The sequence below is a fragment of the Christensenella tenuis genome (genome assembly GCF_014287795.1).
Taxonomy (GTDB): Bacteria; Bacillota; Clostridia; order Christensenellales; family Christensenellaceae; genus Christensenella; species Christensenella tenuis.
On record NZ_JACOON010000001.1, the window covers coordinates 268,320 to 284,003 of the forward strand.

Genomic DNA, 15,684 nt, shown 5'->3' on the forward strand with positions numbered 1-15,684 from the left:
ATTTATTGTCTTGAAGGTACCGGGCATTTTTCTGTTGTGCTGCTTAAGGCCGGATTTTATTGGCGAGGTATGGAATCTATATGAAAACACTCTTAATTGCCGTAAATTCAAGCTATGTACATACTAATCCGGCGGTGCGCTCCCTTGCTTCGGCAGGCTCTATTCCTTTTGCGGAATTTAATATCAATCAGGACAGCCATCATGTTTTGGGAAATATTTTGTCTTATGCGGCGGAAATTGTCGCTTTTTCCTGTTATATCTGGAATATAGGATATGTGCTTCGTCTTGCTGAGGATTTGAAAAAGGCCTGCCCGGAAGTGACTGTGATCTTCGGAGGACCGGAAGCTTCTTTTCGTGCCGAAGAAATGCTAGAGTATTGGTTTGTAGATTATGTGTTGCGCGGAGAGGCAGAAGAAAGCCTAAATGAACTGTTGGAAGAACTTAGGCAGGAAAAAGCAGTCAAAACCAGAGGGGCTTTATATAAAGAGTCAGGTAAACTAAAAGGAAATAACGAATACCGGATAATAGATAGTATGTATCTGCTTCCGGCTCCTTTTTCCGCAGGCGATGAATATGATGAAAACAAGATTTATTATTACGAATCGTCAAGGGGGTGCCCTTTTTCTTGTGCATACTGTATGTCTGGCAATCTCAAAGGTACAGTACGCGAAAAGTCGTTTGACCAAGTAAAAAGGGAATTGAAGGTTTTCGTAAAGCATGGCGTGAGGCTTGTCAAATTTACTGATCGTACTTTCAATGCGAACAAGGAACGCGCTAAAAATATAATTCGCTTTATCTTAGACGAAACAGAAAATACCTGCTTCCATTTTGAAGTAGCGCTGGACTTAATGGATGAGGAAATGGTTTCTCTTTTGCGCAGTGCACCGATGGGAAAAATCCAGCTCGAAGCAGGCGTACAGTCTACAAATTCCCGTACGCTTGCAGCCATCATGCGCAGGATGAATCTGGACCGGCTGAAAGAAAATGCAAGTTCTATACTGGATTCAGGCAATATTCATCTTCATCTCGATTTAATTGCCGGATTGCCCTATGAAAGTCTAGACAGTTTTCGCACATCTTTTAACGAAGTATACAGCCTCTATCCGGATGCACTCCAGCTTGGGTTCCTCAAATTGCTTCCTGGAACTGCCCTGCGGCGTGAAGCGGGGAAATATGGCATTGTTTATAGGAGTTATGCGCCTTACGAAGTGATTTGTACAAGCGATATTTCGGCGCGGGAATTACTTTTTTTAAAAGGAATTGAACTGATGTTAAACCGTTATTACAACACGGGGCGGGCAAGGCAGGCGTTCGATTTTCTGACGAGAAATAAGATTGTTGCTCCCTTTACGCTTTATGAAAATTTATATATATTTTGTGAGCAGGAAAAATATGCGGCGCGGCCACTGAGTGCAAAAAATCAGTTCGTTGTGCTGATTGAATATGCAAAAAAGTATCTGCCATCTTCTCGTTTGGAAGAATTTTTTGCGCTGCTGCGCACGGATTACGACCGTACAAAAATCAAAGGGCAAATCCCGGAAGAATTATCAAAATTTGTTTAAAAAACCTGTTTACATTATCAGGATTTCGGTTATAATTAAAACAAAGGTCAAAGAAAGTCAAAGATAGGAGGGCGAAAAATGTCGGTACTGAGCGACCACATTGAGAATTTCATCAAAGAGTTGATGACAGAAGCGGACGGCATGGCGGAGCTTCAGCGAAATGAACTGGCACAGAAATTTAACTGTGCGCCGTCGCAGATCAACTACGTGCTGACCACAAGATTTTCGCCAAACCGGGGATATATCACTCAGTCCCGAAGAGGTGGAGGCGGATATATCCGGGTGATACGTTTGAACATTGATAAATGCGATTATGTTTCACAAGTGATCGAACAAAATCTGAGGCATGGGATCAACATGCGGCAGGCGGCGGAGCTGATTGAAGGGCTTGTGCAGACTGGGCTCATTGGGAACGGAATAAAAAATATACTGCTCGCAGCAATTTCTGACAGAGCGCTTGTTGCCGCACCGGAACAAAGGAATGAATTGAGAAGCTCGATCTTAAGAGAAGTTTTAGCTTCTGTTCTATTAAAGGAGGACGAATAATATGTTATGTGATAAATGTAAGCAGAGGGAAGCAAATGTTCATATCAAACAAAGCATCAATGGTATGACTACAGAAAGGAATTTGTGTGAAGTTTGTGCGCGGGAAGAAGAAGGGCTGATGGGCGCCTTTTCCATGGATCATTTTTTCAATGACTTATTCGCGACCAGTTTGCTAAAACGTGGATCGAGGCGAATGGGCAGCATGTTTGATATGGCGCCTCAGCTTCAGAAGGCAGGAAGCGACCGCTATAATGCAGAGTTTGTGGGAGTGGATCAACCGTTCGAAAGCGGAATTGAGCTGCCGAAAATTAACTTGGATCCAAAGAAACAAGAAAAAAGGAAAGCGGAAGTGGAAAAAGATGGCCTGAAAGCACAGCTTGAACAGGCAATCAAAGAAGAAAATTATGAAAAAGCTGCGGAGATACGCGACTTAATGAAAAAGAAGAAAGAGAAAAGTGATGAAACGGCTTAAGTTGTTTTAACAAAGAAAATGGCGGTTACATTATAGCCAGAAGAAGCCGTTTTGTAACAGAAAGAATAGGCGCACCGCTCGCCGGAACAGCGGTACCTCTTGCGGAAGCTCCGCGGAGGTTTAAGGGAGGACAATATGGACAATATGTCAAGATTTACTGCAGGTGCGCAGGAAGCTGTCAATCAGGCGGCACAGTTCGCCAGCAGCATGGGAGAAAATTATGTAGGAACGGAACATCTGCTTCTCGGGCTGGTTCTCGAGGGGGGAACTGCGGCGGAAATTCTGAGAAAACAGGGAATTGATGCTGACAAGGCGGCAGAATATATTCGTTCTGTCTCAACGGACGGTGGCTATGGAAATCCGCAGGTGATTGGATATACGCCCCGGACCAAAAAAATTATTGAAATGAGCGTAGCGTTTTCACGGCAACTCGGACAGAATTTTATTGGAACAGAGCATATGCTGCTTGCAATTATCAATGAACGTGAAAGTATGGGTTTCCGCATGTTGCACGACCTCGGGGCAGACCTGGCGGCCATGCAGCAGGAAATACTTGCCGTTGCGCAGGGAGCGCCGGTAAGCGGCGATGAAAATCCAAAGTCGTCTACGCCGAAGTTGGACAAATTTGGCCGTGATCTTACGCTTGCGGCAAAGAATGGAGAACTTGATCCGGTAATTGGACGTTCAGAAGAAATCGAACGGATCATCCAGATATTGAGCCGCCGTACAAAAAACAATCCCGTTTTAATCGGCGAACCGGGCGTCGGTAAGTCCGCGATTGCGGAAGGACTTGCGGAAAAGATCGTAGAAGGCAATATTCCCGATATGCTGAAAAATAAGCGTGTCGTGATGCTTGACCTTGCCGGAATGCTGGCGGGTTCCAAATTCCGCGGTGAGTTTGAAGAACGGTTAAAAGATGCGCTTGATGAACTGAAAAAAGCGGGTGATGTGATCATGTTTATTGATGAACTTCACACGTTGATCGGCGCAGGTGCGGCAGAAGGCGCAATGGATGCGGCAAACATCTTAAAACCGATGCTTGCACGCGGTGAAATCCAGGTAATCGGCGCGACGACAATTGACGAATACAGGAAGCATATTGAAAAGGATGCAGCTCTTGAACGGCGGTTCCAGCCGGTAAACGTCGGCGAACCCACACCGGAAGAGGCCTTGCAAATCCTGGAGGGCCTGCGTGACAGGTATGAAGCGCATCACAAGGTAACGATTACGGATGAAGCCCTGAAAGCAGCCGTTGACCTTTCTACGCGGTATATTATGGATCGGTTCCTGCCGGACAAGGCAATCGACCTGATTGATGAGGCAGCCTCAAAGGTGAGAATCTCCATGTTCACTTCTCCACCAGACCTGAGGGAATTGGAAGAGAAGCTGGAAGGCATTGGGAAAGAAAAAGAAAGCGCGATTGCGCATGAAGATTTTGAGAAGGCGGCAAAGCTGAGGGATGAAGAAGCCGACATCAAACGCGATATCGAACATTGTTCTGAGGAATGGCGCAAGGCTGTTGCCAAGGAAAAAGGCGTTGTTACGGAAGAAGATATTGCGCAGATTATCTCTAGTTGGACGCACGTTCCGGTCAGCAAGTTGACGGAAGATGAAAGCAAGAAATTGCTTAACCTTGAAAATATGCTGCATGAACGTGTAATCGGGCAGGATGAGGCGGTTTCCGCTGTCGCTAAGGCGATCCGCCGGGCACGGGCAGGACTGAAGGACCCGGCAAGGCCAATTGGTTCGTTTATCTTCCTTGGCCCCACGGGCGTGGGTAAAACAGAGCTGACCAAGGCGCTGGCTGCGGCAATGTTTGGCGATGAAAATGCAATGATTCGTCTCGATATGTCGGAGTACATGGAGAAACACTCCGTATCAAAGCTGGTTGGCTCGCCTCCGGGATATGTCGGCTATGATGAAGGCGGACAGCTGACACAAGCGGTTCGGACCAAGCCGTATTCAGTGGTACTGTTTGATGAAATCGAAAAAGCACATCCGGATGTGTTCAATATGTTGCTTCAGGTTTTGGAAGACGGACGGTTGACGGATTCCAAGGGCCGGACAGTCGACTTTAAAAACACAATCATTATCATGACATCCAATGTGGGTGCGCATGAGATTGCGGCAAACAAGATCGGCTTTGGCAAGGAAAGCGACAAAGATATGGAGCAGTTGAAAGAATACGATGAGATGAAAGAGCGGATGATGGAAGCGCTGAAAAATACTTTCCGTCCGGAATTCATCAACAGGATTGACGATATTATCGTATTCCATAAGCTGACGGAAAAGGATACGGAGCAGATTGCAGAACTGATGCTGAACAGTGTCATCAAGAGACTGCATGACAGGGAAATTGATCTGACGTATACAAAGGATGCGGCAAAACTGATGGCGAAAGATGGGATGAGCGACCAGTATGGTGCACGGCCGCTGCGCAGGATGATTCAGCAGACCGTAGAAGATAAGCTTTCCGAAGAAATCCTTGCAGGAAAGATTAACATTGGCGACAAAGTTAAGATGTTTGTAGAAAACGGAGATGTTGCATTTAAAAAAGAAAATTGATATAATGTAGCAAAGCACAAGTGCGGCAAAGATGATTTGCCGCTCTTGTGATATTTGCTCACAATTTACGGATCGGAAAGAGGAAACGTTCTATTATGGATGTACGTTCGGGCATTTTGATTGTAATTGCATTGCTGTTTACGTTTTTTGTAACGTATACAACGACGCCGCTCGTCCGTAAACTTGCGTTCCGGGTAGGCGCAGTAGATGTTCCTAAAGATGAAAGACGAATGCATAGCAAGCCAATCCCCACAATGGGGGGGCTTGCTATATTTGTAGCGTTTGCTTTTGGAATGCTCGCATTTGTGGATATGGATCCCTCTTTCATCGGGCTTCTCATTGGGGCGCTGATGATTATTATTTTGGGAATTCTCGATGATATCTATGACCTCAAACCGTATATTAAACTGCTGGGCCAGGTTTGTGCGGCGCTTGTAGTGTGTTTTTCCGGTGTACTGATTACGCGCGTAACACTGTTTGACCAGATCATTTATTTTGGAAACTGGGCAATTCCAATTACAGTCCTATGGATTGTCGCAATCACAAACACCATTAACCTGATCGATGGCCTTGATGGGCTTGCATGCGGAATTGTTGCGATTTCATCGTTTGCTTTGCTCGCCGTATCGTTGCTTTCTGCGGGAAATCCAACAGTTACGATTGTGGCGGCTGTGCTTGCAGGTGCCTGCCTTGGATTTTTGCCTTATAATCTGAATCCAGCTAAAATTTTTATGGGAGACGCAGGCGCGATGTTCCTTGGCTTCGTGCTTTCCGTAATTTCCATACAGGGATTTTTCAAGGTTAATGCGGTCGTGTCCTTCGGTATCCCTTTCCTCGTACTGGGACTGCCGATTGCAGATACTGCATTTGCAATCCTGCGCCGTCTTTTGAAAGGGCAGCATCCGTTTCATGCGGACAGGAAACATCTGCATCATCGGCTGGTTGACATGGGATTGAACCAGAAGCAATCGGTGACTCTTCTCTATGCGATTTCGGCGCTTCTTGCTATTTCTGCGGTATTGTTTGCAGAAAGAGAATTTACAGGCGCCATTCTTGTTTTGGTGTTGGCTTTTGTCGTTGGTTCTATTAACTGGATGGTTTTAAAAAGAGAGCACCAGCATGCACTCGAGGAAGAGGAAAAAACAGCGCGTCAGAAAGATGAAAAAGATACGCCGCAGCCATAGGGCCGCGCGTCTTTTTTATTTGCTGGAAAAATTGTGTATCACACTGTGCTATGTATGGTGTAAAATAATTTTATGAATGATAGGAAAGGAAAAAACGCACATGAAAATTACGGAAGGTCTTACATTTGATGATGTTCTGCTAAAACCGCAAAGGAGCGCCGTTACACCGAATGAAGTTGACGTCTCTACCTACATTACGCCGAATATCAAGCTCAACATCCCGATCATGAGTGCTGCGATGGATACCGTTACGGAAAGCGGCCTTGCTATTGCAATTGCGCGGGAGGGAGGCATGGGTATTATCCATAAAAACATGTCGATCGAGCAACAGGCGGATAATGTCGATAAAGTGAAACGTAGCGAGCATGGCGTTATCAGCGATCCGTTTTCGCTTTCGCCCGACCACACGGTAAATGATGCGGATCAATTGATGGGGCGCTATAAAATTTCAGGTGTGCCGATCGTAGAAAAAGACGGCAAGCTAATTGGGATCATCACCAACCGTGATATGCGTTTCGAGACGGATTATTCGCGTAAAGTAAGCGAAGTGATGACAAGCGACCACTTGATAACCGCGCCGATCGGTACGACACTCGACCAGGCGCAGCAAATTCTGCGCAAATATAAAATTGAAAAACTGCCGCTTGTAGATAAAAATGGAAAGCTGATGGGACTTATTACTATCAAGGATATCGAAAAGTCGATTCAATATCCGATGTCGGCGAAGGACAAAGGCGGCCGGCTACTGGTTGGCGCAGCAGTTGGGACAGGAAACGGAACAATTGAACGGGTGGAAGCGCTTGTAAATGCCAAGGTGGATGCAATCGTAATTGATACGGCACACGGGCATTCCGTTTATGTGCTTAAGGTGCTGGAAAAGGTTCGCTCCAAGTTTCCAAACCTCGATATTATCGTTGGCAACTGCGCAACAAAAGAAGCGGCGCATGACTTGATTGCTGCAGGAGCGAGTTGTGTAAAAGTTGGCATTGGGCCGGGCTCCATTTGTACGACGCGCGTTGTCGCTGGAATTGGCGTGCCACAGCTTACGGCGGTCATGGATTGTGCGGAGGAAGCTTCAAAATTTGGCGTTAAGGTAATTGCAGACGGTGGAATCAAATATAGTGGAGACATTACTAAGGCGCTTGCAGGCGGTGCGGCAGCCGTTATGATTGGCAGTTTGTTTGCTGGAACAAAAGAAAGCCCGGGAGAGATGGAAATTTATCAGGGCCGCAGCTTTAAGGTATATCGCGGGATGGGATCAATTCCAGCGATGCAGAAGGGAAGTGCAGACCGTTATTTTCAGGAAAGCACACAAAAGCTGGTGCCGGAAGGCGTAGAAGGACGCGTTCCCTACAAAGGTCCTCTTGCAGATACAACCTTCCAGATGGTAGGCGGATTGAAATCGGGCATGGGATATTGCGGGGCTGCGACAATTGAACAGCTTCAGAAAAATGCGGAATTTGTCAAGATCACAAGCGCCGGACTTCTGGAGAGCCATCCGCACGATATTAATATTACGAAGGAAGCGCCGAATTATAGTGCAAAATAGTCGATGACAGCACAGGAAAAATTCAGCAGCTTGGTGAAGCTTATTTATGAATGCGACGATGTGGCAGTGGCGTTTTCAGGCGGAACAAATTCGTCATTGCTACTTTGCGCCGCACAGGAAGCGCATGGAAAAAATGTTTGGGCGCTTACTGCGAATGCCGCTTTCTCTACGCAGGAAGAGCTTTACCGTGTACATGAGGTGCTGGAGGATTATAAGTTGAATGACGCACGTATTCCAGTTTATGTCCTGCAGGAAAAAAGCGTTGCCAAAAATGGAGCAGACAGGTGCGAAACCTGCCGGAAACTTTTGTCGGAAGGGGTTGCAAAGGCTGCAAAGAACCTGGGGGCATCAGTGCTTTTAGACGGACGCATTGGGGAACAGGCAGGATGTGTTGACGGGAGGATGGCAAATGTGGAAATAGAGCAGAGAAGCCCGTTGGCAGAACTTGGTTTTGTGAAGTCGGACATTTCCGAGATGCTGTGTGCAGTAGGCAGGAATTATTACATTCGAGAGCCTGTTTGCTGTCTTGCGGAGCGTTTTGCATCAGGCGAACACCTGACGCCTGAAAAACTTGATTTTGTAGAAAAAGCGGAAAAGGAAATTCGGAAATTTGCAGGGAAGGACTGTTCTGCTTATTTTTCGGATTGGAATATTGCGGTATATACTGCAAGGAACCTATTGGACTGCGAGAAAGAAAATATTACCCAAAAGTTGAAAGAGGATGGCGCAAAAAATGTGAGCTTTACTCTTTTGGAAGAATAACAAGAAAGGATTTTTTAGATGAGGGAAACAGTCATTGTGCTGGACTTCGGCGGACAGTATAATCAACTGATTGCCCGCCGCGTCCGCGAAGCGCATGTTTACGCAGAGCTTTTGCCATATGACGTGGATGTGCAGCGTATTAAAGATAAAAAACCGATTGGAATTATTTTTACAGGTGGGCCTAAAAGTGTGTATGAAGAGGGGGCGCCTGTTTGTGACACCAAGGTTTTAGAATTGGGAATTCCGATCCTTGGGATTTGCTATGGGAGCCAGCTTATCAGTATGAAACTCGGAGGACATGTTGCTTCGGCACCTGCTGGTGAATATGGGAAAACCGAAATTCAATACGATACCTCGAGCATATTGCTGAAAGATATGGATTGCGAATCAGTATGCTGGATGAGCCATATGGATTATATTGATAAAGCGCCGAATGGGTTCGACATCATGGCGACGACAGGAGCCTGTCCGGTAGCGGCATTTGGCAGTCGGGAGAAAAAGATATATGGCGTACAGTTCCATCCGGAAGTACAACATACAGTAAAAGGGCAAAGCATACTGGAACATTTTTTATATGACATATGCGGCGCAAAAGGAGATTGGGATATGAATGATTATGCAAAACAGGCCATTGAAGAAATTCGTGAAAAAGTAGGGGATAAGAAGGTATTGTTGGCGCTGTCGGGCGGAGTAGACAGCTCAGTATGCGCCGTATTGCTGCACAAAGCGATTGGAAAAAATCTGACTTGTGTGTTTGTAGACACCGGGCTTATGCGTAAATATGAACCGGATGAAGTGGAAGATGTTTTTAAAAAGCAATTTGATATGAATCTTGTTCATGTGAAAGCCGAAGCACGGTTCCTGGAAAAATTAGCAGGAGTTACAGAGCCTGAAAAGAAGCGTAAAATCATAGGTGAAGAATTTATTCGCGTATTTGAAGAAGAGGCAAAGAAGATAGGAAAAGTACACTTTCTTGCCCAGGGAACGATTTATCCGGATGTAGTGGAAAGCGGCGTAGGAGATGCGGCACTGATAAAGAGCCATCACAATGTAGGCGGCCTGCCGGATCATGTGGATTTTGATGAAATTATAGAACCGCTGCGGGAGCTGTTTAAAGATGAAGTGCGTGAATTGGGTGAAGAACTTGGACTTCCACGCCATATGGTGTGGAGACAGCCATTCCCGGGACCAGGGCTTGCGATCCGTGTGATCGGCGAAATTACGAAAGAAAAACTTGATTTACTGCGTGACGTGGATTTCATCTTCCGTGATGAAATCGCTAAGGCGGGCTTAGATGAAAAAATCTGGCAGTACTTCGCAGTGCTGACTGACATGCGCAGCGTTGGCGTGATGGGAGACGAACGGACATACGATTATACGGTCGCCCTGCGCGGTGTGACGAGCGTGGACGCGATGACGGCAGATTGGGCGCGTATTCCTTATGATGTGCTTGGAACGATTTCAAACCGCATCATCAATGAAGTACCGCACATCAACCGTATCGTTTACGACATCACGTCAAAGCCCCCGGCAACCATCGAGTGGGAATAACGTTTTTGGCTTAACCATACGGGTTTGAGCCGGACGGCATTTCAGTGGGAACAGCATCAAATTTCAAAAAATAGGCGGTAATCATGACTGCCTATTTTTTATTTTTGGAGGTGTTATTCCTTATGGAAAAACAGAAATCAAAACCAACTATTAGAAGAAGAAAGAACCTGCTTGACTGCAATATGACGGATATCCTATATGATGCATATCAAAGAGTGATTGCTCCCAATCATACCTTGGGCGTAAGAGCTTAAACTCAGTTTGGGAGCCTATTGGTTATATGGCACGTGAAACAAGATTGAGGATTTTTTCGGCAATTGCATTTAATGAAACAAATAAAGTATAATGGTCCATATTTCATGTATTGGGGGAAAGTGTATGAACGAACAAACAACAAGAGCGAATCCGGGCCCGCTGGGGTTATTGGGATTTGGCATGACTACGGTCCTTTTAAACCTGCACAATGCGGGAATAACGGAACTTTCGGTTGTCATCGTAGCGATGGGATTTGCACTGGGAGGCGCTGCACAAATTATTGCCGGGATATTTGAACTTCGGGGAGGAAATACCTTTGGCGGTACGGCATTCATTGCTTATGGTTTTTTCTGGTGGTCGTTAATTTTCATCTGGACAAATCCTGTCAGCAATACAATATTAGCAGCGGATGAGCGTTCCATGGGTTTCTATCTTTTACTGTGGGGAATATTTACACTCTTTATGTTCATAGGGACGCTGAAGCATAATACAATTACAAAAATCGTCTTTCTCTCACTTACACTATTATTTTTCGGGCTCGCGATCGGGGATTTCACAGGGATAGCGCTCATTAAAATTATTTCAGGATACATCGGAATCCTTTGCGGAGCGAGCGCAATTTATTCCGCTATGGGACAAGTTATAAACGAAGAATTTGGCAAGAAAGTTATGCCGTTGTAAAACCATGCACGTGATCCTGTTAGATCAGGATTTGTCAATGGCATCAGAACGAGAGAAGATTGCCTCTTTTTCTTTTAAGGAACAGGTTTACAAAGCTGTTAGGCAGACAGAAGCATTAAAAAGCAAAAAAACGCGCAGTTATCATATATATGACAATGAATCGGATATATAGTTCGGAATAAGTCGAACTATATATAGAGCAAAAAAAATATAGTTCGAAAATATATTGCGACAATCTCTGATTTAAAGTATCATAAATTGTGTAAGTTTTTATACTTACCATATCATATTGTAGGAGGTATCATATGGAAAAGTTTTTCAAACTAACGGACAACAAGACCAATTTCCGTACTGAGGTAATTGCCGGGTTTGTAACGTTCTTCACGATGGCTTACATCATTTTCGTTAACCCGAACATTTTATCCGGTGCGGGAATGGACCATGGCAGCGTAACGGTTGCTACGTGTTTGTCGGCGGCGATTGGTACGCTGCTGATTGGCTTGATGTCAAACTATCCGTTCGCGCAGGCTCCGGGCATGGGTCTGAATGCATTTTTCGTATATACGGTATGCGGCGCGATGGCATGGGAGTGGGAAGGCGCTCTGGCGGCAGTGTTCATTTCAGGCATTATTTTTGTTATCATTACACTGTCCGGCGCACGCGGCAAAATCTTGAACGCGGTTCCGAGGAGCCTTAAGTATGCGATTGGCGCAGGTATCGGCCTGTTTATTGCATCTCTTGGCCTCAAGAACGGTTCGATGCTTGCGCTCTCTGCGGATGGTTTCTTCATCGGAAGTCTTGCAAACCCGATGATGCTGCTTGCGATTATCGGCCTTGTGATTACGATCATACTGATGGTGCTCAAGGTAAAAGGCGCTATCCTGATCGGTATTGTGCTCACGACGGTTGTAGGTCTTTTTATGCCGAATGGCGAAGGCGGAACAATTACATCCCTCGCTGGTGTGGAAGTAAGTCCGCTTGCTCTCGCAGGCTTTATTGCCTTTGCGCTTATGGTGTTGTTCGTTATCATCTGGGGCGTGACAAAGAAAAAAGGTATGGGAACCATTGCGGGGATCTGTCTCGCAGCAACCGTGGTTTTGCTGATTGCAAATCTTGCAACGGGTGAATCCTCCATCTCGCTGGATCAGACGTTCATGAAGATGGACTTCAGCAAGATGTTTGTTGGCCCGACGCTGTTTGTACAGGTTATTTCCTTTGTAACTGTTGTTCTTGCTTTCCTGATGATCGATATGTTCGATACCATGGGGACAATTATCGGTACTGCTGAAAAAGCTGGATATCTTGATAAGGATGGTAATCTGCCGAAAGCGAATCAGGCGATGATGGCGGATGCAATCGCAACGGCGGCAGGCGCTGTGCTCGGTACGTCTACGGTTACGACGTTTGTAGAAAGCGTCTCCGGCGTGAATGAAGGCGGCCGTACAGGGCTTACTTCAGTCGTTGTTGCAATCCTGTTTGTACTCGCTCTTCTGTTTGCGCCAATTGCGGGAATTATCCCGAGCTCGGCGACGGCTCCGGCTTTGATCGTTGTCGGCATCCTGATGATGGGCCCGCTGATGAAGATCAAGTGGGATGATTTCACGGAGGCCGCTCCGGCATTCATGACCGTACTGTGCATGGGCTTCATGAGTTCTATCACCGACGGCATCGCATTTGGCTTTATTACATATGCGATTTGTAAAATCTTTACCAAAAAGGCGAAAGAAGTTGGCGGAATTATGTGGGGTATCGTCATCATCTTTATCGTTTACTACGTCATGAGGGCCATTGTTATAGGCTAACAAATTTATAAAAGCCGGTTCCGGTGGCAGACACCGGGCCGGCTTTTAAAAACTAAAGGAGATCAAAAAATGAAAGTTGCAGTGATTATGGGATCAAAAAGTGATCTGCCGGTTTTGAAACCGGCCATTGACACGCTGAGGGATTTTGGGATTGAAGTGGAAGCGCATATTATGTCGGCCCACCGGACTCCTGAACTGGCAGCAGACTTTGCAAAAAACGCAAAAGATAAGGGTGTGGAAGTGATCATTGCAGCGGCCGGAAAAGCTGCACATTTGGCTGGCGTAATTGCGGGACATACAATTTTGCCGGTGATTGGCCTGCCGATCAAATCTTCAACAATGGACGGCCTTGATTCCCTGCTTTCCACCGTGCAGATGCCGGAGGGGATTCCGGTTGCGACGGTAGCAATCAATGGCGGCAAAAATGCCGCTCTTTTAGCAGTGCAGATTCTCGCATTAAAATATGATACATTAAGCGATTTATTATATAAGTTTAAAGAGGACATGCAGCTCAAAGTGGTAGCTGCGGATGCTGAACTCAGGGAGGAGTTGTCAAAATGAAAAAAACAGAGCAATTGTATGAGGGAAAAGCAAAGAAGGTATTTAAGACAGATGATCCGAACTACGTGATCGTTGATTACAAAGATGACGCAACTGCATTCAATGGATTGAAAAAAGGAACGATTGTTGGGAAAGGCGTTGTGAACAATAAAGTTTCCAACCATATGTTTAAAATGCTTGAGAAGCATGGTATTCCGACGCACTATGTGGAAGAGCTTTCGGACCGTGAAACAGTCGTCAAGAGTGTTTCCATTGTTCCGGTTGAGGTAATCGTGCGTAATATCGCGGCGGGAAGCCTTTCCAAAAGACTCGGTATCCCGGAAGGGACAAAACTCAAATCTACGGTTCTTGAGTACAGCTACAAAAATGATGACCTTGGAGATCCGATGATTAACGATTATCATGTTTATGCCATGGGTCTTGCGACTCCGGAAGAAATGGAGAAGATTGCAGAGTATTCCTTCAAAGTAAATGAGGTAATGACAGAGTATCTGAAACAATTCGGAATCGAGCTTATTGACTTCAAGCTGGAATATGGCCGCTGCAACGCATGCGGCGGAAAAATTATCCTCGCGGATGAAATTTCTCCGGATACATGTCGTTTCTGGGATTCTAAGACGGGTGAAAAACTCGATAAAGACCGTTTTCGGCAGGATCTTGGAAATGTGGAAGATGCATACCAGGAAATTCTCAAGAGGCTGATGGGAGAATAAGCTATATGTTCATTCGGCCAGATCTATATAACAGCTATGAACGCTGGAAGCCGAAAGACGATGTGATGGTGGAGGAATGCGGCGTATTCGGTATTTTTATGGATGACCGTCGCTACGATCCTGCGGAAGCAACCTACCTCGGACTTTATGCGCTTCAACACAGGGGACAGGAAAGTGCCGGGATTGCCGTCGCAGATGGAAAAGATATCAAATTCCATAAGGGAATGGGCCTGTGCTCCGAAGTCTTTAAGGAGAACCTTGGGAAAATACTTGGGGGAAATATCGGCATCGGACATGTGCGCTACTCTACAACAGGGGATAGTAAAGCGGACAACGCGCAGCCGTTGGTAATGTCTTACCGCGGAGGCAAACTTGCCCTTGCCCATAACGGTAATCTGATTAATAGCAGTATTTTGCGGGAAAAGCTGGAGGATGAGGGAGCAATTTTTCAGACGACAATCGATACGGAAGTAATGGCCAGCCTGATCGCCCGGCAATCCCGGAAGGGAATGCTGAAGGCGATCACTGCGATGATGAAGGTGGTACGCGGCTCTTATGCACTTGTGATTATGACACAGAAAGAGCTGATAGCCGTGCGCGATCCGTTGGGAATACGTCCGCTTGCATTGGGAAAACTCGATAACAGCTATGTGGTGGCCTCTGAATCCTGTGCCTTCGACGCGATCGATGCGGAATTTGTCCGGGATGTACGGCCGGGAGAGATCCTTGTGATCAATCAGGACGGGCTTAAGTCTTACCAGGCGCAGTCCTCTATGAAAACGGCGCTGTGCGTGTTTGAATATGTTTATTTTGCACGGCCCGATTCCGATATCGATGGGATCAGCGTGTATCGCTCGAGGGAAAATATGGGGATCAAACTTGCGCAGGCTTTTCCGATTGATGCAGATCTTGTGAGCGATGTACCGGATTCTGCAACGCCCGCTGCATCGGGATATGCGGCGGAAAGTGGAATTCCTTACGCAAAAGCGCTTGCCAAGAACCGTTATGTAGGACGTACTTTTATCCAACCGTCACAGGCCCTGCGGGAACGCGGCGTAAAATTGAAGCTGAACGCAATGAAACGCAACGTACATGGGAAACGGCTGATATTGATTGACGATTCTATTGTGCGGGGGACAACAAGCCGAAAAATTGTGGAAATGCTTCGGCTTGCGGGAGCGCGGGAAGTCCACATGATGATTAGTTCGCCTCCGGTGGTCTGCCCGTGCTTTTTTGGGATCGATACGCCGTCCCACGATCAACTGATTGGCTCCAAAAATTCTGTAGAGGAGATACGAAAGATCATCGGTGCGGACACGCTGAACTATCTTTCGATCGAAGACCTTTTGAAGACGGTGGAAGGAGCAGGATGTAATTTTTGCGCTGGATGCTTCAACGGAAATTATCCTGTTGATATGAAAACGGCGCTAAAGGAGACGGAAGCGCTTGACCTTGCGACGATTGAATAAATAGGAGTGGAA

Annotated in this window: 14 protein-coding genes; all 14 read left to right on the forward strand. The window is 46.2% G+C overall.

What is annotated here, in order from left to right; genetic code table 11:
- Positions 1-80: 80 nt before the first annotated feature.
- A complete protein-coding gene (locus H8S18_RS01310) occupies positions 81-1,562 on the forward strand; it encodes a B12-binding domain-containing radical SAM protein (RefSeq protein ID WP_186856507.1) in 1,482 nt (493 codons plus the stop codon).
- A 78-nt stretch (positions 1,563-1,640) separates the two neighbouring features.
- Positions 1,641-2,108 (forward strand): CtsR family transcriptional regulator, encoded by a 468-nt coding sequence (locus tag H8S18_RS01315; protein WP_186856508.1) that lies wholly within the window; start codon positions 1,641-1,643, stop codon positions 2,106-2,108.
- A 1-nt stretch (position 2,109) separates the two neighbouring features.
- A complete protein-coding gene (locus H8S18_RS01320; RefSeq protein WP_186856509.1) occupies positions 2,110-2,580 on the forward strand; it encodes a UvrB/UvrC motif-containing protein in 471 nt (156 codons plus the stop codon).
- A gap of 144 nt (positions 2,581-2,724) precedes the next feature.
- Complete coding sequence (locus tag H8S18_RS01325; protein WP_186856510.1) at positions 2,725-5,145, forward strand: ATP-dependent Clp protease ATP-binding subunit; 2,421 nt, start codon at positions 2,725-2,727, stop codon at positions 5,143-5,145.
- A gap of 95 nt (positions 5,146-5,240) precedes the next feature.
- Positions 5,241-6,329 carry an MraY family glycosyltransferase gene (locus H8S18_RS01330; RefSeq protein ID WP_186856511.1) on the forward strand — a complete coding sequence of 363 codons (1,089 nt, stop codon included), beginning with the start codon at positions 5,241-5,243 and terminating at the stop codon, positions 6,327-6,329.
- Positions 6,330-6,429: 100 nt separating this feature from the next.
- A complete protein-coding gene (gene guaB, locus H8S18_RS01335; RefSeq protein WP_207721614.1) occupies positions 6,430-7,878 on the forward strand; it encodes an IMP dehydrogenase in 1,449 nt (482 codons plus the stop codon).
- Between the two features lie 3 nt (positions 7,879-7,881).
- Positions 7,882-8,640: an adenine nucleotide alpha-hydrolase family protein gene (locus tag H8S18_RS01340; protein ID WP_186856513.1), complete on the forward strand. Its 759-nt coding sequence runs from the start codon at positions 7,882-7,884 to the stop codon at positions 8,638-8,640.
- A gap of 18 nt (positions 8,641-8,658) precedes the next feature.
- Positions 8,659-10,191, forward strand: a complete 1,533-nt coding sequence (gene guaA, locus H8S18_RS01345) for a glutamine-hydrolyzing GMP synthase (protein ID WP_186856514.1) — start codon at positions 8,659-8,661, stop codon at positions 10,189-10,191.
- A gap of 122 nt (positions 10,192-10,313) precedes the next feature.
- Complete coding sequence (locus tag H8S18_RS14780) at positions 10,314-10,445, forward strand: hypothetical protein (RefSeq protein ID WP_279288424.1); 132 nt, start codon at positions 10,314-10,316, stop codon at positions 10,443-10,445.
- Positions 10,446-10,569: 124 nt separating this feature from the next.
- On the forward strand, positions 10,570-11,127 hold the full coding sequence (locus H8S18_RS01350; protein ID WP_186856515.1) for an acetate uptake transporter: 558 nt from the start codon (positions 10,570-10,572) through the stop codon (positions 11,125-11,127).
- A 305-nt stretch (positions 11,128-11,432) separates the two neighbouring features.
- Complete coding sequence (locus tag H8S18_RS01355) at positions 11,433-12,929, forward strand: NCS2 family permease (protein WP_186856516.1); 1,497 nt, start codon at positions 11,433-11,435, stop codon at positions 12,927-12,929.
- A 69-nt stretch (positions 12,930-12,998) separates the two neighbouring features.
- A complete protein-coding gene (gene purE / locus H8S18_RS01360; protein ID WP_186856517.1) occupies positions 12,999-13,490 on the forward strand; it encodes a 5-(carboxyamino)imidazole ribonucleotide mutase in 492 nt (163 codons plus the stop codon).
- Positions 13,487-14,203 (forward strand): phosphoribosylaminoimidazolesuccinocarboxamide synthase, encoded by a 717-nt coding sequence (purC, locus tag H8S18_RS01365; RefSeq protein WP_186856518.1) that lies wholly within the window; start codon positions 13,487-13,489, stop codon positions 14,201-14,203. The genes purE and purC overlap by 4 nt, the downstream gene beginning before the upstream one ends.
- A gap of 5 nt (positions 14,204-14,208) precedes the next feature.
- Positions 14,209-15,672, forward strand: a complete 1,464-nt coding sequence (gene purF, locus H8S18_RS01370; RefSeq protein ID WP_186856519.1) for an amidophosphoribosyltransferase — start codon at positions 14,209-14,211, stop codon at positions 15,670-15,672.
- The last annotated feature ends 12 nt before the right edge of the window (positions 15,673-15,684 follow it).

Coding starts and splice junctions, on each gene's coding strand:
- H8S18_RS01320 (WP_186856509.1), top strand. CDS start 2,110: ATGTTATGTGATAAATGTAAGCAGAGGGAAGCAAATGTTCATATCAAA.
- H8S18_RS14780 (WP_279288424.1), top strand. CDS start 10,314: ATGGAAAAACAGAAATCAAAACCAACTATTAGAAGAAGAAAGAACCTG.
- H8S18_RS01330 (WP_186856511.1), top strand. CDS start 5,241: ATGGATGTACGTTCGGGCATTTTGATTGTAATTGCATTGCTGTTTACG.
- purC (WP_186856518.1), top strand. CDS start 13,487: ATGAAAAAAACAGAGCAATTGTATGAGGGAAAAGCAAAGAAGGTATTT.
- H8S18_RS01355 (WP_186856516.1), top strand. CDS start 11,433: ATGGAAAAGTTTTTCAAACTAACGGACAACAAGACCAATTTCCGTACT.
- guaA (WP_186856514.1), top strand. CDS start 8,659: ATGAGGGAAACAGTCATTGTGCTGGACTTCGGCGGACAGTATAATCAA.
- purF (WP_186856519.1), top strand. CDS start 14,209: ATGTTCATTCGGCCAGATCTATATAACAGCTATGAACGCTGGAAGCCG.
- H8S18_RS01315 (WP_186856508.1), top strand. CDS start 1,641: ATGTCGGTACTGAGCGACCACATTGAGAATTTCATCAAAGAGTTGATG.
- H8S18_RS01340 (WP_186856513.1), top strand. CDS start 7,882: ATGACAGCACAGGAAAAATTCAGCAGCTTGGTGAAGCTTATTTATGAA.
- H8S18_RS01350 (WP_186856515.1), top strand. CDS start 10,570: ATGAACGAACAAACAACAAGAGCGAATCCGGGCCCGCTGGGGTTATTG.
- guaB (WP_207721614.1), top strand. CDS start 6,430: ATGAAAATTACGGAAGGTCTTACATTTGATGATGTTCTGCTAAAACCG.
- H8S18_RS01325 (WP_186856510.1), top strand. CDS start 2,725: ATGTCAAGATTTACTGCAGGTGCGCAGGAAGCTGTCAATCAGGCGGCA.
- purE (WP_186856517.1), top strand. CDS start 12,999: ATGAAAGTTGCAGTGATTATGGGATCAAAAAGTGATCTGCCGGTTTTG.
- H8S18_RS01310 (WP_186856507.1), top strand. CDS start 81: ATGAAAACACTCTTAATTGCCGTAAATTCAAGCTATGTACATACTAAT.